This window comes from Mucilaginibacter sp. P2_A4, assembly GCF_056405015.1.
In genome coordinates this window covers 284,292-308,733 of record NZ_JBFUCX010000011.1, presented here as the reverse complement: position 1 = coordinate 308,733, position 24,442 = coordinate 284,292, and the positions used below count along the sequence as shown (strand labels likewise).

The window sequence follows — 24,442 nt, the reverse complement described above, 5'->3', positions numbered from 1 at the left end:
ACAATATCAACAGAAAAAGAGTCTTAATATAAATATATTTAGACATATCATTCGTTTTTGAAAAAACTCGGTATTTAATAATTGGTCATTCTGCTTATATCGGCTACATTCACATCTTCATTTGCAGAGAGAGGGGGTCAGAGGGCCTGAGATGAAAAAATTTGCTGAATAATATGCTGAGTTATAGGTTTAACGAAATAAGATTTAACGAAGGGAAACTTTTTGCAGAAGTTTCTATCACTGTTACTAATAGATGATGTTAGTATAAAAATGTCTACATGTTTGATGAGTTGATTTTCAACTAACGTGAAACTTTTTAAAAAATCCCCTCCGCTAAAATGAGGCATATTTAAGTCTAACAAGATTAAATCGGGCAAGGCAACTATATCCTGGCTGTGTTCTTTCAAAAAATCCAGCGCTAAGCGAGCATCAACGCTATGTAAAATTTCTAACGGTCGGGCATACTTATTAAGCATTCTATCTGCAATAAAATGCTCCAGTGGATTATCATCTATCAAAAAAACTTTAGCCATTGTCTTAATTAAATACTCGAAATTTTCAATAAGTAGAACGCGGATTTAAAACCAAGCCGAGTAATTCTGTACATGATCAATTATTCACTTAAATTATTAATCATGCACAGCTTACCTCATAAACAAAAATTGTGGGCTCTTTTTTGATGCTGTTTTCTTGTTTAACCATCTAGTCCTAATTTTTTGCGTTCTAAGTATTCGCTTATATGGGGATGGGTTAATTTCAGTTGATTATATTGCTCAAGTAATTCTATATACCGATTTTTCCACACATGATGTGTTATTGTATCTTTTAAAATCAGGTCGTCAGGATTTGGCTCCTGATAATTATAAATCTCCTGAAAATCTTTTTTAGTAAATAAATCTGGAAATTCGACTGAAAAATCGTGTTTTAATAAAAGACCTAAACTGAAAATAATTTCAGTTTTCAAGTATTTTTGGTTAAACCAATTATATACTGACCTTCGATTGACGTGAGCAAGATGAGCGATTTCACTTATGCTATAGCCTTTTTTTCTAATCACCGCCTCTACGGTTTGTCCATAATGTTTGTCCATGGTATTTTCCTTTAATGCCAGGTTAATAAGTAATTAAAATGTTTTCCTCTTTTGCAATTCCGCATACAGCATTAGTTACACGAAGCTCAGCGTTGTTTCATCAGTATTGATAACTAAGGCGCAATTGAGTTCTTTCATTAACATTACAACGGATTTTCCTTGAATTTTAAGTACTTCACCCTGCCAGTCTAATAGTACACCATCTTGTATTTTTATCGTGTCGCCAACCCTAATCCGGGGAAGGCCTACCGCTTCAACGTTATCGTAACTTTCAACAAGTGTCTTTATGCGTTCAATCTCTGTGTTGTTAATTGATGCAGGCTTGCCACAGTGATGAACAAAGTTCACAACCCCCATTGTTTGCCTAACCTTGAGCAGATCCTTTGGATTTGCCTTAACAAATAGGTAAGATTTGAACAAGGGTAGCTCGACAGTTTTAATTCTGTCGACCCAGCGATGTTTAGTTTTGATAGTTGGACAGAACGAATTGATGTTCTGCATTTTGAGGAGTTTATCAACTTTCTTTTCCCATCTGGATTTGGTGTAAACTACATTCCATCTGGAATTGTTGAAATCACTGATTTCTTTTTCTGTTTGTGTAAAATGTGCCATAAATTTATATTTGAGAGTTATGTTTTTGCGTTTGGATCACTTCTATTTTTACATATTCCTGCTTTTTTGCGAGTTAAATAATTAATTAAATGTTATGACAATAGATACTGGTTGTAATATTTTCCCTATTGAAATTATTTTCAATTTAAAGATAATCCCCTTGATTAAATTGGTGTTTAGGATTATGTATATCGTTTTGTGAAATTTTGATTACCTATGAGAAATTTTTTCTTAAAGAAGTTAAAGTTGAAGGATCTTCTTTAATTTTTCAGAATCTTTGAAATTATGGTGTCAAAAAAATAGAATATGATTTAATTCATATTGGCAGCTTTTGCTCGGTATTTCTCGTAATTACACACAAAACGTCGGATGTTATTTTAATAAATAGATAATACTTTATTATTGTATGAATTTTAACATCTATCATTTAGAGACGGGGCTGATAGTTTATGATCATGTAAGCGAAAGAGCTTCGCTATAATTAATATTTATATCGCAAAGCATGCGCACCATGCAATTTATCCGCCTGACGGATCTTGATGATCCAATTATTGATAAGATATGTAATGTGCTTAAAAATGCATATAGCAACGCATTGTCAGTTTTTTTTATATATAGGGATCCTAACTATAAACGCTACTTGTGTGGGATGATTGAGCGGCCGGATGTGTATGTTTTTTATGTAAGTGATTATTTGTCAAATGATCTTACGGGCTTTGTTCTTTTAGAAGTGGAAAAAAACGTTGTTTATCTACGCAACATCATTGTCAATCATCATTTTTCACATTATAATATTGGCTCGCGGATTTTTTACAGAGCACTGAATATTATAAAGAATGAAAGGAATGACGTTGATATGTTGTATTTGGATGCATTTACAAAAAACAGCGGAGTTATAAAATGGTACCTCAGCATTGGTATGGAGATTAACATGTATTTATATTGGTATGATATAACCGATTTATTTGAGACATCAACCATAGATACTGATGATATAGATAGGTATTTCAGCACACAGTTTGTAGTTGATGTAAATGGCTTTAAGAAAGTAGTTTTTAACGACCAGGAAATTGGAACGTTAATTCAGGAAAAGTATTTAGTTGTAAAAACGCTCTTGACCAAGGATATATTGAATTGTATTAAATACTGCTTTTTTTCTGTACCTCTTTTGTCTGTTTGTTTGATGAGCAATGAAGTATTAAATCTTAAGTTAATTGAAAAATCAGCCCAATTGGTAGTTAACCTAAAAACATTGGAAATTAAAGATTATTAGCCAAATACAACACGTCGGGATAGTAATAGAAAGTAATTGAAGTTCTATTTGTTTAATTTATATCAAAAGCCATGAAAAGATGTATTTTATTTTTGCTATTGAATATAATATTACAGAGCACAGTTGTTTTAGCAAACAACATCACTATTGATTCTACAGCCAATACTTGTCCTCCTTATAGTACCTTACCCTGCTCTGCTATTCAGGTTTCTTTGCCATATTCTTTGTCTTTTAACGCTGGTGTTACAGGCACTTTAGTCGATAAAGCTAATATTGGTACCGGTTTTACCATGGCACTGCCATATTCCGGCACACGTTTGGCCGTTGATGGCGTTCCATCAGTAGCTGATGCTCCCGGATATGAGCCTTCAAAAATCAGCGTAACACAGGGCCGTTTGATTTTTGTAACAAACAAGGGCATTGACTTTTTGACTAACAATAATCAAATAAATATTTTAGGGGTAAAGGTTTTACAAAGTGGGAAAATTAATATAGAGGTTTCCATTGTCAATCCAATAAACGCGGCACAATCACAACAAGCCGGAATTTGGTTTGGTTTAAATGACCATACATTTATTAAGCTGGATATAAGCGGAAATAAAGTGGAGCTTAGAAGAGAGTTTAACGATTTAAGCAGTAGCGTTATAGGCGCCGGTAATCCCGATCAAAGAATAACACCGGTTATAGTAAACCTAAATACCAACACAGTAAGATTGAGATTAACAATAGATTCTGCAACGCAAACTGCGGAAGGTTTTTATTCCACAGACGGCGGAAGCACTTATTTGAGTACCGGCGCTGCCTATCCAAATTCAAACATAAAGATTAACGGCATGGGCGTAACCGGAGCTGCAACTTATGCAGCTATATACGCTACGCATCGTAACGCCGCAAGCCCTGTTACCTACACTTTTGATGACTTTAGTGTAAAAAAAGATGTTCCGATAGTTCCTTCGGCTACCTTAAAATTCTCAGCAGACAGCCTGTCTTATACTTTTTATAAAGGAGGAGCACTTAAATCCCAATCAGTTGTTTTATCATCTGGTATGGGATCTCCAGCGGTTACATTCAGATCAATAACTGCCCCATGGCTAACTGTACCTCCGGCTGTATTAGGCACCATTTCATTTGGTGGAGCCAATATCAGTTCTGATTTAGCGCCGGGAACTTATAAAGGGGCGCTTATAGCAAGCGCAACTGGTTATGAATCAGACACTCTTGGTTTTAGATTAATTGTGGTGGATGGTATATCGCTTAATTCAACGTACGTGAATTTTCAAAATGCAGCAACAATACCACCCAATAACTGGGTTCGGGATTTTGGGCAGGCGTATGCTTTTAGAACCGCACCTTATCAATTATCTGGCCTGCAGTATGGTTGGCGAAGAAAGACAGATGCCACGCCATTTAATATAACATCAAATGGTTTTAATAGAAATGAGCCGGAAGATATCACACTTTCTACATTAATATACATGCAAGCTAACAACGTTAGTGGAACGTTTCCTGGTTCAAAAACGCAATGCTATTGGGAAATTAAGGTGCCAAATGGAACTTATGATGTAAATGTATCGGCCGGCGATGGCGTAGGAGATGGCAATCCTGAAAGTGATAATTTAAAAGTAGAGGGTGTGAGTGCCATAACAGGTTTTGTGCCAAGCGGGCTACCCGGCTCATCAACCAGATTTAAACAGGCTACGGTGAGGGTCCCAGTTACAGATGAACATATAACTATAACGGCCGACGGAGGCACAAATACTAAAATTAACTACGCCAGAATTACTCCTGTAAGTATAGCTCCTTTTATAGGATGGTCCAACAATACCATAAATCTCCTGGTTATTAAAGGAAACAGTGGCCCCAACACAATCTCATTGCAGGCCGGCAATTCCGATAATAAGTCGCTTACCTATGCAATTGCAGCAACCTATAACACAGGTACCGGGGGGTGGCTGAGTTTTGCTTCATCACAACCTGGTGTTACGCCTGTAATTGTGCTTAACTACGCTACTGCTTATTCACTACCTGTAGGTGCTTATAGCGCGGCAGTTAAAGCATCAAGCAGTGGTTACTCAAGTTCATATACTAATATTTATTTACGGGTTGTTGACGGCAACGGCCCGTATGTGGTTTCATCTTCGCCAGCCAATGCCGCAACTAAAGTAAATCCAAGCACAGTAAGTGTTGCTGCCAATCATTTGTTTGTTCCTGCTGTAGCCGGGTTTAAAGGAGGGGTAGATAACAGTACAATCAGTTCAACTACAGTAAAATTATTCAAAGTTATAGATAATGTAGCCACCGAAGTAGCGGGCGTAGTACAAGGAACAGGCGGAGGAGATGCTATAAGCTTTTCGCCTAAAACGGCGCTCGAAACAAATACAACTTACAGGTTTAGTATTACTAATGGTGTAAAATCATATAGTGGCGCTGCCTTTACTCCTTTCACATCAACATTTACTACCGATTCTGCAAATACTGATTTGACAATCAGTGTTTTAAATGCAAAATTTACTAAAAGCCTGGTGCAGGGCACCCAAAATAAAAAATATACCACTGTGCGTTTCGGTCCGGACGGCATGTTTTATGCTTTGCGACTCGATGGAGCAATTGAGCGCTATTCAGTTAACCATACCGATGGAACCTTAAGTAATCAACAAATTATTACCACTTTAAATACCAAATATGGCACAAGATCTGCAATTGGCTTAGTTTTTAGTCCTGCCTCAACTGCAAATAATCTTATTTGCTATGTTACCCATTGCTCACCCGGATTAATCAATTCACCGTTGTTTGATTGCAATATTTCCCAACTGAGTGGTAGCAATCTGGAAAATGAATTGCTTTTTATCACCAGGCTTCCGCGCTCAACACGTGATCATATGGCCAATAGCCTTCAATTTGGCCCAGATGGTGCAATGTATTTGTCGCAGGGTAGTAATAGTTCTGCTGGAGCGTATGACAGTGATTGGCAGCGTGATGAAAGCCTGCTCTCAGGAACAATCCTACGCATAGATATGGCGAGAATGAATACGGTTACCTTGCCTTTAAATGTTCAAACTTCGTCATCATTAAGTGTTATTAATGCCGCCCCGGCAAATTCAATACAGATGAGCGATGGTACTTACAACCCTTATAGCTCAAATTCACCGGTAACGATTTATGCTTCCGGCGTTAGAAATGCCTATGACTTACTTTGGCACAGTAACGGGCAATTATATATACCTACAAATGGTTCGGGCGGAGGCGGAAATTCGCCTGCATCCGTTGCCGGTACCCGCAGGCCAAACGGGGATTTCTATAACGGACAGGTTGTACCTGCAACTACTGACGTACAGGTGCAATTTGATTGGTTGTTCAGGGTAAATCCATTAAAAAACGTTGGATATTTCGGTCATCCGAATCCTTTAAGAGGTCAGTATGTTGAAAACAGGGGTAACATAGATAACCCGCTTTATTCAACAAGCATTCTACCAGATGCAGATTACAGGGGTGCGGCTTATAATTTCGGCTTAAACCATTCGCCAAATGGAGTTCTTGAATATAGAAGCAACACATTTAACGGGGCTTTGAAAAACAAAATTCTGGTTTGCCGTTTCAGTGGCGGTGGAGATATAATGGTAATGGAACCTGGCTCATTAGTAAAGGTATCATCTATAAATTCGGCAGATGACAATGATCACATATATGATATTGTTAAAGTTACACCCGGATCAGGAAATTACGGTTTAATTGGCATGTCGGGCTTTGCTAATCCAATTAATTTGGTTGAAGATACCCTGAATGGGAATTTATATGTAATTGAATATAATTGGAACGTAAATCCTAGCCTTGTTACACAAATTACACTATTAAAGGTAAACGATACCCCAACGGCTCCAGCTGGCCTTTTGAGTGTATTTTCAAGTCCGGCGCCTGATGTACAAGGGTTAATAGCCTATAAAAATTATGATATATCGGTTGCTAATAAGGGCGATGGAGATTTGAAAATAAAGGATATTAAGTTAAGCGGAAACGATGCGTCAAATTATAATATCGAAGGAATAGCTTTACCTACAAAGGATAGCCTTTTAGTGATGAAGAAAAATACCACGCTAAACTTTACTGTTCGTGCGCCTATAAATACAGCTTTAGAAAAAGCTGTAAAGCTTAGGGTAACCAGCGTTGAAGATACTGTTAAAGAAGTTGACTTGTCATTACAACCACAGTCAATTTCAAATTCTTCATCAGATAGTGCAAACCTTAAAAAAAATAAAGCTGAAAGTACATTGAAAGTTTATCCTAACCCTAATGTTGGAGATTGGGCTCACGTTCAACTGGCAAACTACAGAAAGTTAGAGAAGGTAAATATTTCGTTATTTAATATCATGGGTGTTAAACTTAGATCAATGGACGTTACTACTGATTTACAGGGAAATTGTAACACCACAATACAATTACCCAAAGTATTAGGTACAGCCTATTTTATTGTAAGGGCTGTAAATGCTACCAGTTCTAAAGAAGCTAAACTTATAATCCAAAATTAAGTTGATAACCCTATCAGTTAACTATTTGATGGAAGTAAATTAATTACTTCCATCAAATAATTATACAGACTTTGCAGGAGTTTGCAAAAATCCGGTTCAATACTTCCCGATAATATTTTGACATTTTTTAATAAGCCAACAATTGTTTTGGTTTTAAATAAGTCAGCATTTTAAATCTATTCTTTTACCTTATTTATCCCCTTATTTATCATTAATTTTTATTACGGCATGAAAAAAGTATTCATTTTGTCAGCTGCTACCATGTTGCTTTTTGTAGGAATTATAATTGTCCCTAATTATCTTTTAAATAACACTTTTGGGCTTGTTCATTCTAAAAAAATCGCCCAACCCACAGATGTGCCGGTTATTGAATTTTCGCAACCTTTAATGGAAACATTAAAAATAAATTTCCAGGATTCTTCAGGCTCAGAACCGGTTGGCTGGGTTAAGGATTGCGGTTTTCCATTTGGTACTAAGCCTGGGATATTTGAAACCGGCAGTTTACAATATGGGTGGAAAAAAAGAGCGGATGGAACTCCGTTGAATTTAGTTAACAATGCCAGAAACAGGAATAACCCTGATGATGTTTTACTTGATGGCCTTATACATATGCAGGCTAATGATATCAGTTGGTATTACGGGCCGTTCAAGGGCACAAAAGAAGAAGGTTATTGGGAAATCAAAGTTTTAAATGGCTATTACGATGTTGTTGTAACTGCCGGTGATGGTTTGGTAGGGAAAGCTAAAGAAAAACATTGCATAAACGTAGAGGGGAAGAAAGCTATTACTGATTTTGTTCCATTTGGAAAGGAAGGCAGTTTCGGTCGTTTTAAAATAGCTAAAATAAGAGTACACGTGCTAGATGGTTTTCTGACAATTAATGCCGATGGTGGAGTTAACACAAAAATTAATAATATTCAAATCAGTCCGGCAAAGCTTGATCCCTATTTCTATATAAAGCCATCTAATCCAAATCTTTCAGTTACTAAACAAGACACAGGCAATCACTTACTGCATATAGAGTTAATTAGCCCGGCTAAAAGAATCAATTATGGTCTGCATATCGATTATCTGGACAACACTCCGAGATGGTTGCACTTAATTGCCAATAATAAATCAAGCGCTGATAATTTAAACTTCGATTATTCGGAAGCAAAAAAACTGCCACCCGGTATTTATGCTATAAAATTAACTATAACCGCTAAAGGTTATAGCACGCAACAGGTAGCTTATCAGTTACGAGTTGTTGATGCTTCAAAATCTTATGTTATTGCATCAAATCCCGTTAATGGGGCAACGTCTGTAAGTATCAACACTTCAAATATTGCGGCAAACAGCCTTTCTGTGCCCCAGGTAAATGGTTTTAAAGGAGGAATAGATAATAGCACAATTAATAACAACACGGTAAAACTTTTAAAGGAAGTTGAGGGCAAATATGTTAGTGTAAAAGGAGTAATGCAGGGTACGGGTGGTGGAGATGCGATAAGTTTTTCGCCAAGTGAACCTCTTGATCCAACAACGCATTACAAATTTGTAATTACAAATGGGGTAAGATCATATGCAGGAACATCGATAGAAAGATTTGAGAGCAATTTTTTTACCGGCACCATTCCCGTTGACTCGAGTAAGTTTTACAACGCCGATTTTACTAAAATACCGGTTCCCGGCACACAGAATAAAAATTATACGACGCTCACATTTGGACCGGATGGTAAATTTTACGCGTTAAGAATGGATGGAGTAATTGAACGATTTGAGGTTAATCATCAAACAGGTGCATTAAGCGGACTCAAAACAATAAATACCCTCAAAGCAAAATACGGCGAGCGCACTGCAATTGGTTTAACGTTTGATCCTTCCTCAACTTCGCAAACGTTAATTGCCTGGGTAACTCATTGCTCTGGTAGCTTAACAAGTGCGCCACCGTTCGATGGAAATATCTCCCGTTTAACTGGATCTGATCTATCGGCGGAGGAGTTGATTGTGAGTAAGCTGCCACGGTCTACCAGAGATCATATGGTAAACGGATTGGCGTTTGGCCCTGATGGTGCTATATACATATGCCAGGGTAGCAACAGCTCGGCGGGCGCTTTTGATAAGGGATGGCAAAGAGAGGAAACCTTGCTTGCAGGAGCTATACTTAGATTGGATATTAAAAAATTGGCTAATCTGAAGCTTCCACTAAATGTAGAAACCAGCGACAACCAAAAGCTTATCAATCAGGCACCCCTAAATGATATTAAAACAGCAGATGGCAAGTATAACCCTTATAGCATCAAATCCCCTTTAACTATTTATGCATCGGGTATTCGCAATGCTTATGACCTGGTTTGGCATACTAACGGACAATTATATATTCCGGCTAATGGTTCCGGAGGCGGCGGTAATTCTCCGGCTTCGTTAAATGGAACCAGGAGGCCGGATGGGACAATTTATAACGGCCCTAATATACCTGCCACAAAATCTGTTCAGGTGCAACATGACTGGCTGTTTAGAGTAGACCCCAATAGGGGAGTTGGATATTTTGGCCATCCTAACCCTTTAAGAGGAGAATATACGGTTAACAGGGGGTATCCGGATAATCCACTATATAGTAAAGATATACAACCGGATATCAATTACAGGGGCGCTGCTTTTGATTTTGGTTTAAATCACTCGCCTAACGGAGTAATTGAGTATAAAAGCAACGCCTTTGGCGGCGCTTTAAAAGGAAAATTACTTGTTTGCAGGTTTAGTGGAGGGGGAGATATCATTGTTCTCGAACCCGGATCGATGGTTAAAAATACGCGGTTGGCCATTGGTGCAAGTGATAAAGAGTATGATATAGTTAACAGTGCGCGCGGATCCGGTAATATGGGTTTGATAGGAATGTCTGGCTTTGCAAACCCTTTGGATCTTGTAGAAGATACGCAAACGGGGAATTTGTACGTAAGTGAATTTAATTGGAATAACAACCCCAATTTAATGTCTCAGATTACTTTACTTAAGGTTAATGAAAAATATTCAACTAATGCAAAAGCAAATAAGTAAGGATTAAAGGAATGTTTATGATTGTTGAACATTCACGCTCACCTCTCTAATTTGATTGATGTGAATTGATATCAACGCAGTAATTATCAGTTGCTGTAGACGTGCTTTATGTATTGAATAATTACTCTAAATAAGAATAATTATTCAATATATAAAAATAAATAGGTGTATATCCAGTGTGTTATGGGGGTTTATTAGCGTATTTTTCACCATTTCACATAATTACACAAAAAGCACTCATTCCTAAAATTTCATCTTTTATTAGTGATATATTTTTAATATTTGTTTGTGATTAAAATTTATCAAATCATAATATCCTTGATCACCCAAATATAGTCACTCTGTTAGTGAGAATGCGAAGCCCGTTAAGGCATACCAAATTCTTCAATCCTTGAACTTTCAAACCCTTCTGGTCATTTGATTTCCCTGTTCAGTTAACTGAAGAATACTACACACTCAAACAAACAACTCTTAATAATTATGAGCACAAAATCAAACGCTAAAACGTGGGTATATCTTTCGTTTATAGTATGCCTAATGGTATTAAACTCTTGCACCACATCAAAAAAGTTAAAGTACTTTCAAGATTTGCCTGAGAATGCCCAGCTGAAAGAAATCGGTCAGTCGCAATTTACAGAACCCGTAATTCAGGCCGATGACATATTGTCAATTAATGTTAATACAACAGAGGCAGATGCGGGTCAAATTATTAATGCGCGCAATGGTGTTAATCTAACTGCAGGTATAAACAGCGCAACAGGATCTATCGGCGTTGGAGCAGGGTATTTAGTTGACAAAGATGGATTGGTTGAAATTCCGATTCTGGGCAAGGTTCATTTATCTGGATTGACCACATCGGTAGCCAAGGAAGCAGTTAGAACGGCTGCAAAAAAATATTTTAAGGATCCGATTGTTGATGTACGGTTTTCAAATTTTAAAGTTACTGTTCTTGGCGAAGTTAATCACCCGGCCTCTTACTTTCTGCCTAATGAAAGGGTAACAGTACTTGATGCCATTGGCTATGCGGGTGATATGACCATATACGGAAAAAGAAACAACGTTCTCATCATGAGGAAAAATACCGAAGGTAAAAACTTTGTGGTTACTGTTGATATGACAAAAAAGGACATTATTAACTCTCCATATTTTTATCTTAAACAAAACGACGTGGTTTATGTAGAGCCGCGCAGGGGTAGGCAAGATGCTAATACTGAGAATACAGTGCTAAAATATATCACTGTAGCTGCCACCGTTCTTACTGCCATTGTTTTACTACATCGTTATAGTCTTTAATTAACAGTTTAATTTTTACCTCACCTATAATAGCACAAACATGACAATTGAATTAGAGCCCCAAAAAAAGAATGGGTTTAAAAGTTTTAAAATAATGCTTTTAAATCACTGGAAATTATTTCTGCTCAGCATGATTGTATTTGTAGCATTGGGCTATGCATACTTAAAGATAGCGCCGCCGCAATATCTAATCAGTAGTGCACTTGTGGTAGAAGCTCAACCTACTCAGGCGGCACCGTCTTCAGCTTTTGGCGGTGGTATATCCACCATAAACAGCAATGAAAATTTAAAAAATGAAGGAGATGTGTTACGAACCCGCAATCTGATAGAAGAAACGGTTAAAACCCTGCATCTCAACATAAAGCTATTTTCAGGATCAGGGTTATTGTCCAAAGAAATTTATGATGAATCGCCTTTTGACGCAGCCACAGTTAATCAAAAGGTTGATACTATAAAGAAGAGAGCGTATGAAATTAACGTAATCAACAGAAATACTTTTCATATCTCCAACGCTGACGAAAATCTGGATGTAAACGGAACATTTGGCAAGCCATTAAAGTTGCAGCAATTTGATTTAATGCTGCAGCCAAGGGCAGGTGCATCTTTTTCCCAGGCAACTTATTCTGTACAAGTAACATCCGAAGATGAAGCCATTGGAACTTTGCTGAAAAGCTACGATGCCGAGTTTTCTGATAAAACAACTACAGCCGTAGATATAACCCTGTATTATCCGGTAGCGAAACGGGGCGAAATTATAGTTGATCATATTATGCGTCAATATTTGAAAGATAACATAGCCACCAAAAAAGCAAAGATTGATAGTATGCTTACCTTTATCAATAACCGTATTGCTATTGTTGGAAGTGAATTGGCCAGTATTGAAGGGAATTACGAACAATATAAATCCAACCAGGGAATTGCAGATATAAATGAGCAATCTAAAGTTTTGGTTGGCAACGCAAATGATTATGATAATCAATATACTAATCAAAAGGTTCAGTTGTCGGTTATCTATCAGCTTGAAAAGTTTTTAAAAGACCCTGAAAACAAACAAAGCATACCTGGTTCACTAATAGTACAGGATGCGTCGTTCACTTCTGGTTTAAATGATTATAATGCCTTAATTCTGCAGAGGCAGAAAAAATTATTATCATATACCGATGCCAGCCCGTTGGTTGTCAATATTGATGAACAATTAGCAATAGCGCGCCAAAACCTTTTGCAAACTATAAAATATTACAGACAGTCGATAGAGCTTAAGACGGCCAGACTTGGCGATCAAACTAATTTGGCGAAGGGTAATTTAAAAGGTGTGCCTCAAAAACAACGTGCTTTAAATGATTACGGCAGGCAGCAGGAACTTAAACAACAATTGTATGTTTACTTATTACAAAAACGGGAAGAAACCGCACTCGCCAAAACTTCAAATATCCCAACATCTCATATAATAGATAATGCAAAAAGCTCTAAAGAGCCTGCAAAACCTCTTAAACCGGTTATTTATTTGCTTTCCGCTTTGTTAGGTTTCATCGTGCCTTTTGCTTATGTAAATAACAAAACTCAACAGCACATAATTATTAATTCAGAACAGGATATTCAAAATTACACAGATGTTTCTATTATCGGAAAAATAGGACACAGCAATATATCCAAGGGGGTGATGATTGAAAATTCAGCTAAATCAGCAGTTACCGAAAGTTTCAGAACGTTGAGAACTAAAATCCAGAATATATTAAACTCCGAGGATAATAAGATCATAATGGTCACCTCGAGTGTTAATGGGGAGGGGAAAACATTTATAAGTGCAAATCTCGCAAACATCTTAGCTAAGGCCGATAAAAAAGTACTGTTGATGGAGCTTGATCTTCGTAAACCAAAGTTATCAGAGATGTTTAATCATAGTAGTGAAGCCGCGGGCTACTCTGATTATTTACAGGGCTCTGTGGATTTAGCTGATATTATTAAATCTACCGAATTAAGTGAAAACCTGTTCCTTATCTCTTCAGGCCCAGTGGTTGCCAATGCAAGCGAAATGCTGTTAAATAAGAAAACAAAAATGATGTTGGATATCCTAAAGGAAAAATTCGACTATATCATAATTGATAGTTCACCGCTCGGCTTGGTTTCAGATGCATTAATCCTGGAGAAATATGTAGATATGACGGTTTATATATGCAGGCATAATTACACCAATACCGAGCAAATTAATCTTGTAAACCAGTTACGCTCCAAAGATAACGTCGAAAATATGTACTTGGTTATTAATGATGTCGACTTTGCTAAGGCCGGTTACTTTGGCTATGGCTATGGGCTGGGCTACGGTAACGACTGATAAGATATTAATGTAGCTCACATTGATATTAAGCTGTAAATGATTAATAATTAAAAGATGCACATAGCAATCCAACCCGCAGAATCAAATAAAGATTCCAGGCTAAAATTTGTTAAACGTTATGTTAACTTGTTAATGCTGGTTTTTCCTGTGATTTCTTTTTTAATAATACCTTCTATCCCAGGCACTACAATCATTACCTTTTTTGCCGGAATATTATGTATAATCATATTTTTAACCCCCCTTGGGTTGCCTAAGCAAAAATTCATAAAGGAGCTTTTCATCTTCTTTTCAATAATTACGGTTTTGAGCATATGTTCCCAAATGGTAAATCTTTGGGTTGATCTTAAATTACCGGATGATCTTTTGCTGCTCAATATCAAAAACTACACCCAAACATTTTTCCGGATATCACATTTAACTCAAACGCTCAGTTTAATAGTAGGATTTACCATTTACCTGTATATAAAGTATTTCGCTGATGAAAAAACGCTAACATATGTTTTCTGGGGTGTTAGGTTAATGTGTATCTATGGTATCTACGAGCTGTTATATTACATGATATTTCATCAAAATGGCGATTTTATTGTAAACAGAACTTTTGGTTACGAAAACAAGCCAGCCTCCCAGTTTCAAACTATGAATATGGGAGGGATAAGTTTAATTCGTATGACGAGTTATACTGGCGAGCCTTCGATGTTTGTTTTTACCGCATATCCTTTTTGGGTATTGGCAGTAGCTTTGAAACGTAAGTTTGATAGCGTTTTGATTTTAGGATGTTTGTTGTTAACATTTTCAACTACAGCTTACCTGGCTATTTTAATATTCTCAGCCTTTTGGATGATTTACAAACAAGAATTTCATCTGATATTTTACGGGCTTGTCGGGTTGGCCGCATTTTGCATAATCTTGCAGCTGGATGTTTTCAGTCATCAGCTTGATAGTATTTATAAGATAGTTTTCGCCAGTAAACTTGATGGTTCGTCAGCATCATCAAAAGATAGGTCCGGACACTTTACAACACACATAACGTACTGGGCCAACTTGAATATTTATAACGAAATTGTGGGAATAGGCTTTGGCTATGTGAGGTCGACGGATTTTTTTAGTACAGTAATGGTAAACAATGGGGTTATCGGGTTTCTTTTATTTACCTCATTTTTTTATGATAAGCTGTCATTTAAAATTAAGCCCGAACAAGTGCAGTTAAGCTATCGCATAGGATTAGTGTTATTATATATCATATTGATGACTACCGTTCCTGAATTTGCATATCCAAGCCTTTGGATCTTTTTAGGTTTAGGCTATGTATTATCGGCAGATAATAAAAAAGAATTGTTCAAATCCAGTATTTCGATAAGAACCCGCGATTTGAAGCTTATAAATAACTAAATACAAGCATTTGATAATCAGATGATTTTATAAAAATCATCCCCCTCCTTAAACTTTGATATTTTATACTTCCTCATGATTTTTATCAACGGTAAGTTTTTGTTGCAACGCAGAACAGGTGTCCAGCGCTACGCTTATGAGCTAACCAATCTGCTTCTCAAGTCGGAGTTGGAGGTTAGAATCCTCGTTCCTGTGATAGCTGATCTAACTGCTCTTGATTTTCCTGAAGATGCTTTTATTAAAACAGGTTTTTTTAAAAGATTAACGCTATGGGAGCAAATTGATTTAACAGCGTATGTGGCCCGGAAAAAGGATTCATTATTGATAAGTTTTTGCAATACGGGGCCGTTTTTGCTAAGAAACCACATCATATGTATACACGATATGTCGTATCACTTCAATCCAAAGTGGTTTTCCAATAGTTTTTCCCGATACTATAAATTTTTAATACCCAGGTTGGCAAAAAAAGCATTACACGTTATTACAGTAAGCGAATTTTCGAAAAGAGAAATTTGCGAAAATCTAAATGTACCAACCACCAAGGTCTCGGTTATTAATAACGCCCCTTCCGAAAAATTTGTGGTCCGCAATATGGACTCACTTAATTTTCAAAAAGATAACTTTTTCCTGTTTGTGGGCTCTCATGATCCCAGGAAAAACATCCAATTGCTTATCAAAGTATTCTCTCTTAAAGAATATAGTTCTTTAAAATTGGTTGTGATTGGCGCTGCGGCCGGCTCCTTTCAAAATGAAAATTATAAACCTGCGGGCAATATTAAATTTATTACCAACTGCGATGATTTGTTGTTGGCCGATTATTACCAAAGAGCCAGGGCGTTAATTAATGGATCTTTTTATGAAGGGTTTGGATTACCAGTTGTTGAGGCTATGGCAAGCGGCTGCCCTTTGATTATTTCAAACATCCCCGCATTTGTTGAAATTGCTCAAAGAAAGGCCATTTATTTCGATCCACACTCGCTGTCCACACTTAAAATGGCTTTAAATAATTTTCTAAGGAAAACGGATTCGGAAGTAAAGTTACTGATCACCAAAAATTACCAGTTTAGTTTTAATTACGATTGGAAAACGTCAGGTAGCCAATTAGTTTACCTGATCAATAAATTAAGTAATGGGCGTTATTAAAGATATAAAACTTGACCTTTTTCGCTTACGCACCGAGTTTGAGGTAAGTAATTTGATGGCCTTATTGGCAAATAGAGGAATACATGCACTGATAAATTACCGGTTTTCGCATTACCTGTTTATTAAAGGAATACCTATTCTTCCATTACTATTAACCCGTATTATACAAATATTATATGCTATCGACATTGATTATAAGGCGGAACTGGAAGGCGGAATTGTAATAATTCATGGCGTTGGAATTGTAATTGGCCAGGGTGCTATTGTAAAATCTAATACAACTATTTATCACGGAGTTACACTTGGCCGTAAAAAACAAGGAGCTATAATCCTCCCCGGTGACGGCTTTCCGATAATTCAGTGCAATTGTGTTTTGGGGGCAGGAGCAAAGATAATTGGCCCAATAAAAATTGGACAAAATAGTATCGTAGGACCGAATTGTGTAGTCATGGATTCCATCCCCGCCAATACATTAATAAAGATCCAAACCTCCGTATTTGAAATGAGATCACTTCAAGCTAAAATAATTTACTAATATTATGAACATAGCAATAGTTCAAGATGAAATTGTTCGAAAAGGTGGAGCTGAACAGGTTGTTTTAAGCTTTCATAATGCGTTTCCGGATGCTCCAATTTACACACTTAATTACAATCCTGTAACCTCCTATCCGGAATTTAAGGTGTGTAATATTAAGACTACGTGGTTTGGGAAATTTATTAAAAGTGAAAAGAACTTAAAGCGTTTCTTTTTCCCTTTTGGTATTATGGCGATGAAGCAACTTTACCTAAAGGGCTTTGATGTTATACTGCAATCAACAACGCATTGCGCCAAATACATCAAAACAGACCCGGGCACAATTGTGATTACGTATTGCCATACGCCGTTTAGGTTGGTATGGAATCCGGAATCTTACGAGGCCATATCAAATGGTGGATTCTGGAAGCGAAAATTATACTATTTGATTATTGAAAAACTTAAAAGCATAGATAAACATTCGGCACTAAGGACAGATTATTTTATTACCAATTCCAGAACTGTTGTGCCGCGTATTGAAGAAGCTTATAACCCTTCGCTTGAGATTAAAGTTATAAATCCTTCGGTAAAATGCGATAATTTTTATATTTCCGAAAAAATAGGTGACTACTATCTGGTTGTTTCCAGGTTTGAATTTTATAAAAAAGTTGATCTGGTTATCGAAACCTTTAAATTAATGCCCGACAAAAAGTTAATAGTTGTTGGCAAAGGATCCAGAGAAAAGGAACTTAAGGAAATAGCTGGAGATAATGTTGTGTTTCTTAGCGGGCTGTCTGCCATTGAGCTTGCCAATTTGTATGCAAACTGCAAAGCTTTCATCTTTCCACAATTAGAGGATTACGGTATTACACCTTTGGAAGCCAATGCATCCGGAAGACCAGTAATAGCATACGGCAAAGGTGGTGTATTAGAAACAATGATACCATTGCAGGAAGATGCCTCAAAAGCTACAGCCGTATTTTTCCCAAAACAAACTGTAGAAGCATTGAAACATGCTATAGATATTTTTGAGTTATCAAATTTTGATTCTCAATTTATACGAAAACATGCCGAAGAATTTGACGATACATGCTTTGTTAAAAAAATCCGGGATTTCGTCGACGAAAAATATCGCACCCATGATAAAAAGAACCTGATTGCTAACGAAGCTTAATATTAAAAACAGTGCGTATTTTAATTTTTAACACTTTTTATTTCCCCAAATTTATAGGCGGCGCGGAAGTTTCTGTTCAGCTTTTAGCTGAAGGGCTTGTTAAGAAGGGGAATGAAATTTTTGTAATAACTTTTGGTGAAAAGTTTGAAATAAAGCGTGTTAACGGAGTAGTTGTAATTAGGGTTAAACAACGGAATATTTATTCCAGCTATACAGCAAACAAACACCGGTCGGCATCAGCCAAAATCCTTTGGCATTTGGTTGACTCATTTAATCCGCTATACTTATTTTTTATCAATGTATTCCTCAAGCGAATAAAGCCGGATGTTATCCATACAAATAATATAATGGGCTTTTCTCCCTCGCTCTGGGCCGTAATCAAGTTTAGTAAAATTCCAATTGTGCATACTATTCGTGACTATTATCTTATTTGTCATCGAACCAATATGTTCAATAACAATCATTCCTGTGACGGTTTGTGTAAGGATTGCAAAATTACGCATAGTTTAAAAAGTGGGTTTATGCAGTGTCCTGATTACTTCGTTGGGATAAGTAAATATATACTGAACAGGCATAATTCGATTATAGGAGATGAAAAGCCACGGTCTGTAGTATATAACGGGGTAAAAACCAATCATATTGAAGTAAGTGTAAAACTTCCATATTCAGATAAGTTAACCTTCGGTTATATGGGCCGGATATCAACGGATAAAGGTGTTGAATACATGGTAAAAGAATTCGCCGCTTGTGCCCCCAAAAGTAAAACTAAATTTAAAGTGATGCTGGCGGGGCGGGGCGAGAACGATTTTATCAATAAACTTAACGCGTTGGCCGTTGGGGTTGAAATTGAGTTTGTTGGAGTTGTTAAGCCGGAGGCTTTTTTCAGGCAGATTGATGTTTTAATAGTGCCCTCATTATGGCCCGAGCCATTTGGCCGCACGGTTATCGAAGCCCTGTCATTCGGGGTACCGGTTTGTATTTCAGATAGCGGTGGATTAACAGAATTGCATGATGACATCAGTACCTGGCTATATGCGCCGGAGGAAAGCCGCCTGACACAATTAATCGAAAATATCGTCAATAACCAGCAAAGTATAGAGCTTAAAAAAATACATTGCTTAAGCAGTGCCCAACGGTTCAATGAAATTAAATACATAGAAGGTTATCAAAATATTTATGAAACTATAAAAGATACCTCTAAATCAATGTCAGATAAAAAGCGGGTTGCTCTTTAGCAGCAGGTAGCTAAAATATTGTACTTCTACACACATATATGCAGCCCGAATCGGAGCTCAAAAACCAAATCTTAACTTACTTATTACATATATAAATGACAGATTCTGCAGTAAAATCTGATAAAAAGCTCGTAGCACAAGGAATTTTATGGAATTGCGTACAAATGGTTGTAAATCAATCGTTCGCCTTTATCATCAAACTGGTTTTAGCTAAACTGCTTTTTCCTGAACAGTTTGGGTTAATTGGCATGGCAACCATTTTTACCGGATTTGTTCAGGTACTTAATGATTTGGGAGTAGGTGCAGCATTAGTACAGCGTAAGGACAAAAATTTATTTGAAGAACATTTTCATACCGCTTTTTGGACCGGGGTTACCTGGTCTGTAGGATTGTATTTGATTATGAGTTTTATCATAGGCCCTTTAGCTGCCGTTTTTTACAAACAGCCTATGTTAACTACCATAATCCCTGTATTAAGTTTAGCAATTTTGTTTAGCCCGGTCAATCTGGTTCATAAAGCCCAGCTTACAAAGCTGATGGATTTTAAGAAAATAGCATTTATCGATAACATTTCAAATATAGTTGCCGGAGTAATATCCTTAGTACTTGCTTTTTTAGGGGCCGGCGTCTGGGCCTTGGTTTTCAACTCAGTTGCAATTGTCATAATAGCCATGCCTCTGTATTTTAAAGCAACCAGGTGGCTGCCAAAGTTTATGTGGAGCAAACAGGCTTTTAAAGATATTTTTGGTTTTGGCGCCTATACAACCGGTTCAAATATAATGAACTACATGTATAATAATATTGATTATTTGCTGATAGGCAAGCTTTTAGGAGCCTCTGTTCTGGGTGTTTATACGCTTGCGTTTGTCTTAACCGATACATTTCGCAGCAGAGTTATGGCAGTTATTAATAATGTAATGTATCCTGTTTACGGCCGCAAGCAAAATGATTTTACAGCTTTAAAAAGCTATTACCTAAAAGTAGTACAGTTCAATTGCATTTTAATTTTCCCTATTATGGTTTTCTTTATTGTTTTAGGGCAACCATTTATTGTAAATGTATTTGGTTTAAAATGGCAGGAAGCGGTTGTGCCGCTTCAAATTTTAGCCGGATCTGTTATGTTCCATATCCTGGTAAGTGGTAATACTGCACTTTTAAGAGGTGTTGGAAGGCCAGGTCTTGAAATGAAACTACAAATAGTAAAGGCCCTCGTTTTTTTACCAACGCTTGCTTTCGGAATTGAAAAATATGGCATTGTAGGTGCGGCCTGGGCCATTTTGTTTAATAAGCTGGTAGTTGTTATCGTAGCCCAATACAGTTTCCGGCAAATTTCGGCTGTAAAGATTAAAGTAATTGACCTGTGCATGGCTATTAAGGGGGCGGTAATTGCATCTTTTATTTCATATGCTGTGGCTTACGCTTTATCCGTAGCCCATGTCAATTACATCACTGCGGGTATTGCCTTATTCATCAGCTATTCGTTAGCGGTATACTGGTTAATGAACACCGAGCTAAAAGCGATATACCAAATATTTAAACCTGCAACTCAAATCAACTAATACCTAAGCCTATGAAAATATCTGTAATTATACCTTGCTACAATTGCGCGGAATTTATAGGCAGGGCGATATCAAGTGTTTTAAATCAAACCATTAAAGACTATGAAATAATACTCATCGATAATGATTCAACAGATCAAACTTTAGTAAAGCTGCTTTCTTTTGAGGAAAGGTATCCGGATGTGATAAGAGTTTTTAGTGAATTTACCAAAGGCGCTCCTGCTGCCAGGAATAAAGGACTGTTTGAAGCTAAAGGAGAATTTATTCAGTTTTTAGATGCCGATGATGAACTGATGCCATTAAAGATGGAATCGCAATATGAAATGGCTGAATTGACTGCAGCTGATGTAGTTATTGGTAATCATGTTTTGATTTATTCAACAGATGGTAAAATTAAAAAGCATATTAAATATGCCAATCCTAAACCCTGGGAAGGTTTAATAGAATCAAATTTAGGAATCACGAGTTCCATTCTCTGGAAAAAGGAAACACTTTTGGATGTTGGCGGATGGGATACTTCTTTAACGTCTTCTCAGGAGTATAATCTTTTATTCAATTTGCTAAAAATAGGGGCAACCTTTGTTTACCACAACCTGGTACAAACCAATATATATAAATCAGATAGCTCGATATCCAAAAGTGGCAATAAACGCCGCTTAGTTGAAATTGTTAAAAACAGAATAAACCTGCGGATTGCAATCAGGATGTACCTTACACAAATGGGTTTATTTTCCCCCAAATTAAATCGATTAATTGATACCTACATCTACACCGAATTAACGACCTGGTTGGATGTTTTGCCCGAATTTGTGGGTTTATACCTCCAAAACAATCGCCTGGACGTTTCAAAAAGGAAAGTTTTCAAAACTAAGGTAAAGCGCTTATTTAAAGCCTAACCAGCAATCCAAATCTTCGTGCTTTTAAGTTTAGTATCATAAAAAATCAAATTAATCCTATGAACAAAGCTTTTATATCAGTTATAATACCTACCTATAATGACTGGGATTGTTTGTCTCTTTGTCTCGAGGCATTGTCAAAGCAATCTTATCCAAAGGAGTTATTTGAAATTATTGTTATAAATAACATGCCCGGGTCAAAGCCTCCTGAAAATTATAAACTTCCAGACAATTGTATATTAATTGACGAAAATAAGCCGGGATCATACGCGTCACGCAATGCCGGGATCAGAATTTCAAAGGGTAAAATTATGGCATTTACTGATGCTGATTGTATCCCGGATAAAGATTGGATAAAAAATGCCCGCACATATATGCTTGCCCATCCTAATATTGGCCGTATTGCCGGAAAAATCGAGCTGTTTTATCGGTCCTCTAAACTCGTAAATGTTGAACTGTATGAAAAGGTATATGCCTTTAACCAGGAGCTTTATGTAAAAAATGATGCAACAGCGGTTACAGCAAACCTTTTTACCTATAGAAGTTCATTCGATAAGGTTGGTTTTTTTGATGAAAGCCTAATGTCGGGAGGCGATTATGAATGGTCTGTAAGAGCACAAAAAGGCGGGATATTAATACGCTATTTAGATAATGCCACTGTAAAACACCCGGCCCGGTATCATTTAGGTGAGCTTTTGAAAAAGGCAAAACGTGTAGGAGGGGGGCAAGCCAAGTTTTCCCGCGGCGAAGACGGAAAATCTATCAAATTAATTTCGCGATTCATATATGATTTACGCCCTCCAATTAAAAGTATCAAGCTTATAAATAGCAGAGGTAAAGATTTGACCCTAAGTCAAAAAATCACCGTATTCAGGTTGAGGTATTATCTTTCTATCGTTACAGCATACGAAAAATTTTTAGTCAGTAAAGGTAAAAAAGCTTCTCGGGCTTAACGCTCAACAGCAGTTATACTTTCAAATAATTAATCAAACATAATTTAACTTATTATCATTTATGAATATTGCAATAGTAGGAACCGGCTATGTAGGCCTTGTTACGGGAACTTGTTTAGCAGAAACAGGGAATAATGTTATTTGCGTTGACATTAATAAACAAAAGGTGAAAATGATGCAGGAAGGTCAGTTACCTATTTATGAGCCTGGTTTGGAGCAGCTTTTTCATAGAAACATTATTCAGAATCGCCTGCATTTTACCACAGAACTGGAAGAAGCCATAACCGATGCTGAGATTATCTTTATGGCATTGCCAACCCCTCCGGGAGCTGATGGCTCAGCCGACTTAACTTTTATACTTAACGCTTCTGCAGAGATCGCTAAATTAATTAAAGATTATAAGGTGATAGTAACCAAATCAACGGTGCCGGTTGGAACAGCCGATTGGGTTAAAGAGGTGTTTCTGGCTAATACTGATATAAAGGTTGACGTAGTATCCAACCCCGAATTTTTGAGGGAAGGTGTTGCGGTTGATGATTTTATGAAGCCCGATCGGATTGTTATAGGGACGGATAGCGACAAGGTTAAAGTTTTGATGAGCCGCTTATATCAACCCTATGTAAGGCAGGGGAATCCCATTATATTTATGGATCAGCGTTCGTCTGAATTAACAAAGTATGCTGCTAACTCATTCCTGGCTACAAAAATCACTTTCATGAATGAAATAGCCAACCTTTGCGAAAAAGTAGGAGCAGACGTTGATATGATACGGTTGGGCATTGGTACAGATGATCGCATTGGTAAACGCTTCCTTTTTTCGGGAATTGGTTATGGCGGAAGCTGCTTTCCCAAGGATGTACAGGCTTTGTCTAAATCAGCTAACGAAAATGACTACGACTTTAAGATTTTGAATGCCGTAATGGAAGTTAATACCGCGCAAAAATCTGTGCTTGTACAAAAGGTAAAAAAACACTTTAATCATGATCTTCATGGAAAAAAGTTTGCTGTGTGGGGTTTAGCTTTTAAACCGGAAACAGATGATATCAGAGAAGCGCCGGCTATTACTATAATAAGGGAGCTTTTAGCAGAAGGGGCCGATGTTGTAGCTTTTGATCCTGAAGCAATGAATAATTTCAGCAACTATACAAATTTAAAGATCAGCTACGGTGATGATCCTTATACAATGCTGGCAGGGTGTGATTCATTACTGATCTTAACAGAATGGGCCGTTTTTCGTAATCCCGACTTTGTTAAAATTGGAGATCTTTTAAAGTACAAAATGATTTTTGACGGACGGAACTTATATAATGTTGACTTAATGGATGAAATGGGCTTTTATTATAACAGCATAGGACGCCCATTAACAAGTATCAACTATCGCACTGTTTACCGCAATGGCTCATTAAAGGGCTAACGATGTGTG

At 37.0% G+C, this 24,442-nt stretch carries 18 protein-coding genes; 14 read left to right on the top strand and 4 right to left on the bottom strand.

The features are described 5' to 3' along the window. Positions 1 to 137: 137 nt before the first annotated feature. From AC1DYB_RS20845 to AC1DYB_RS20835, 3 genes are all read right to left on the bottom strand, one after another. Positions 138 to 533 (bottom strand): response regulator, encoded by a 396-nt coding sequence (locus tag AC1DYB_RS20845; protein ID WP_295718857.1) that lies wholly within the window; start codon positions 531 to 533, stop codon positions 138 to 140. A gap of 161 nt (positions 534 to 694) precedes the next feature. Beyond that, positions 695 to 1,090, bottom strand: a complete 396-nt coding sequence (locus AC1DYB_RS20840) for a hypothetical protein (RefSeq protein WP_295718854.1) — start codon at positions 1,088 to 1,090, stop codon at positions 695 to 697. A 75-nt stretch (positions 1,091 to 1,165) separates the two neighbouring features. Continuing rightward, positions 1,166 to 1,702 carry a UpxY family transcription antiterminator gene (locus AC1DYB_RS20835; protein WP_295718852.1) on the bottom strand — a complete coding sequence of 179 codons (537 nt, stop codon included), beginning with the start codon at positions 1,700 to 1,702 and terminating at the stop codon, positions 1,166 to 1,168. A 502-nt stretch (positions 1,703 to 2,204) separates the two neighbouring features. Between AC1DYB_RS20835 and AC1DYB_RS20830 the strand changes: the two genes are divergently transcribed. The 5 genes from AC1DYB_RS20830 (at position 2,205) to AC1DYB_RS20810 (ending at position 14,153) form a co-directional block, all read left to right on the top strand. Next, on the top strand, positions 2,205 to 2,975 hold the full coding sequence (locus tag AC1DYB_RS20830) for a hypothetical protein (protein ID WP_477437680.1): 771 nt from the start codon (positions 2,205 to 2,207) through the stop codon (positions 2,973 to 2,975). Positions 2,976 to 3,046: 71 nt separating this feature from the next. Beyond that, the gene (locus tag AC1DYB_RS20825) at positions 3,047 to 7,498 is read left to right on the top strand and encodes a PQQ-dependent sugar dehydrogenase (protein ID WP_477437678.1); all 4,452 of its coding nucleotides are present in this window, start codon (positions 3,047 to 3,049) and stop codon (positions 7,496 to 7,498) included. 228 nt (positions 7,499 to 7,726) lie between these two features. Further along, positions 7,727 to 10,528, top strand: a complete 2,802-nt coding sequence (locus AC1DYB_RS20820) for a PQQ-dependent sugar dehydrogenase (protein ID WP_477437675.1) — start codon at positions 7,727 to 7,729, stop codon at positions 10,526 to 10,528. Positions 10,529 to 11,008: 480 nt separating this feature from the next. Further along, the gene (locus tag AC1DYB_RS20815) at positions 11,009 to 11,821 is read left to right on the top strand and encodes a polysaccharide biosynthesis/export family protein (protein WP_477437673.1); all 813 of its coding nucleotides are present in this window, start codon (positions 11,009 to 11,011) and stop codon (positions 11,819 to 11,821) included. 40 nt (positions 11,822 to 11,861) lie between these two features. Continuing rightward, positions 11,862 to 14,153: a GumC family protein gene (locus AC1DYB_RS20810; RefSeq protein ID WP_477437671.1), complete on the top strand. Its 2,292-nt coding sequence runs from the start codon at positions 11,862 to 11,864 to the stop codon at positions 14,151 to 14,153. Positions 14,154 to 14,272: 119 nt separating this feature from the next. Here the strand turns inward: AC1DYB_RS20810 and AC1DYB_RS20805 are convergent, their stop codons facing one another. Beyond that, entirely contained in the window at positions 14,273 to 14,437 is a 165-nt protein-coding gene (locus tag AC1DYB_RS20805) for a hypothetical protein (protein WP_477437669.1), read from the bottom strand. 40 nt (positions 14,438 to 14,477) lie between these two features. On the opposite strand from AC1DYB_RS20805, the gene AC1DYB_RS20800 reads away from it, so the two are divergent. From AC1DYB_RS20800 to AC1DYB_RS20760, 9 genes are all read left to right on the top strand, one after another. Next, positions 14,478 to 15,545 carry a hypothetical protein gene (locus AC1DYB_RS20800; protein WP_295718838.1) on the top strand — a complete coding sequence of 356 codons (1,068 nt, stop codon included), beginning with the start codon at positions 14,478 to 14,480 and terminating at the stop codon, positions 15,543 to 15,545. A 75-nt stretch (positions 15,546 to 15,620) separates the two neighbouring features. Continuing rightward, on the top strand, positions 15,621 to 16,688 hold the full coding sequence (locus AC1DYB_RS20795; protein WP_477437666.1) for a glycosyltransferase family 4 protein: 1,068 nt from the start codon (positions 15,621 to 15,623) through the stop codon (positions 16,686 to 16,688). Further along, the gene (locus AC1DYB_RS20790) at positions 16,675 to 17,223 is read left to right on the top strand and encodes a serine O-acetyltransferase (RefSeq protein WP_477437664.1); all 549 of its coding nucleotides are present in this window, start codon (positions 16,675 to 16,677) and stop codon (positions 17,221 to 17,223) included. Before AC1DYB_RS20795 ends, AC1DYB_RS20790 begins: the two co-directional genes overlap by 14 nt. 4 nt (positions 17,224 to 17,227) lie before the next feature. Continuing rightward, positions 17,228 to 18,376 carry a glycosyltransferase gene (locus AC1DYB_RS20785; RefSeq protein ID WP_477437662.1) on the top strand — a complete coding sequence of 383 codons (1,149 nt, stop codon included), beginning with the start codon at positions 17,228 to 17,230 and terminating at the stop codon, positions 18,374 to 18,376. An 11-nt stretch (positions 18,377 to 18,387) separates the two neighbouring features. Continuing rightward, entirely contained in the window at positions 18,388 to 19,611 is a 1,224-nt protein-coding gene (locus AC1DYB_RS20780) for a glycosyltransferase family 4 protein (RefSeq protein WP_477437660.1), read from the top strand. Positions 19,612 to 19,706: 95 nt separating this feature from the next. Next, the gene (locus AC1DYB_RS20775) at positions 19,707 to 21,170 is read left to right on the top strand and encodes a lipopolysaccharide biosynthesis protein (RefSeq protein ID WP_295718827.1); all 1,464 of its coding nucleotides are present in this window, start codon (positions 19,707 to 19,709) and stop codon (positions 21,168 to 21,170) included. Positions 21,171 to 21,181: 11 nt separating this feature from the next. Then, positions 21,182 to 22,066: a glycosyltransferase family 2 protein gene (locus tag AC1DYB_RS20770; RefSeq protein ID WP_477437657.1), complete on the top strand. Its 885-nt coding sequence runs from the start codon at positions 21,182 to 21,184 to the stop codon at positions 22,064 to 22,066. Between the two features lie 59 nt (positions 22,067 to 22,125). Beyond that, positions 22,126 to 23,019, top strand: coding sequence for a glycosyltransferase family 2 protein (locus tag AC1DYB_RS20765; protein WP_477437655.1), 894 nt, complete (start codon positions 22,126 to 22,128; stop codon positions 23,017 to 23,019). 61 nt (positions 23,020 to 23,080) lie between these two features. Beyond that, entirely contained in the window at positions 23,081 to 24,433 is a 1,353-nt protein-coding gene (locus AC1DYB_RS20760; RefSeq protein WP_295718821.1) for a UDP-glucose dehydrogenase family protein, read from the top strand. Positions 24,434 to 24,442 lie beyond the last annotated feature (9 nt).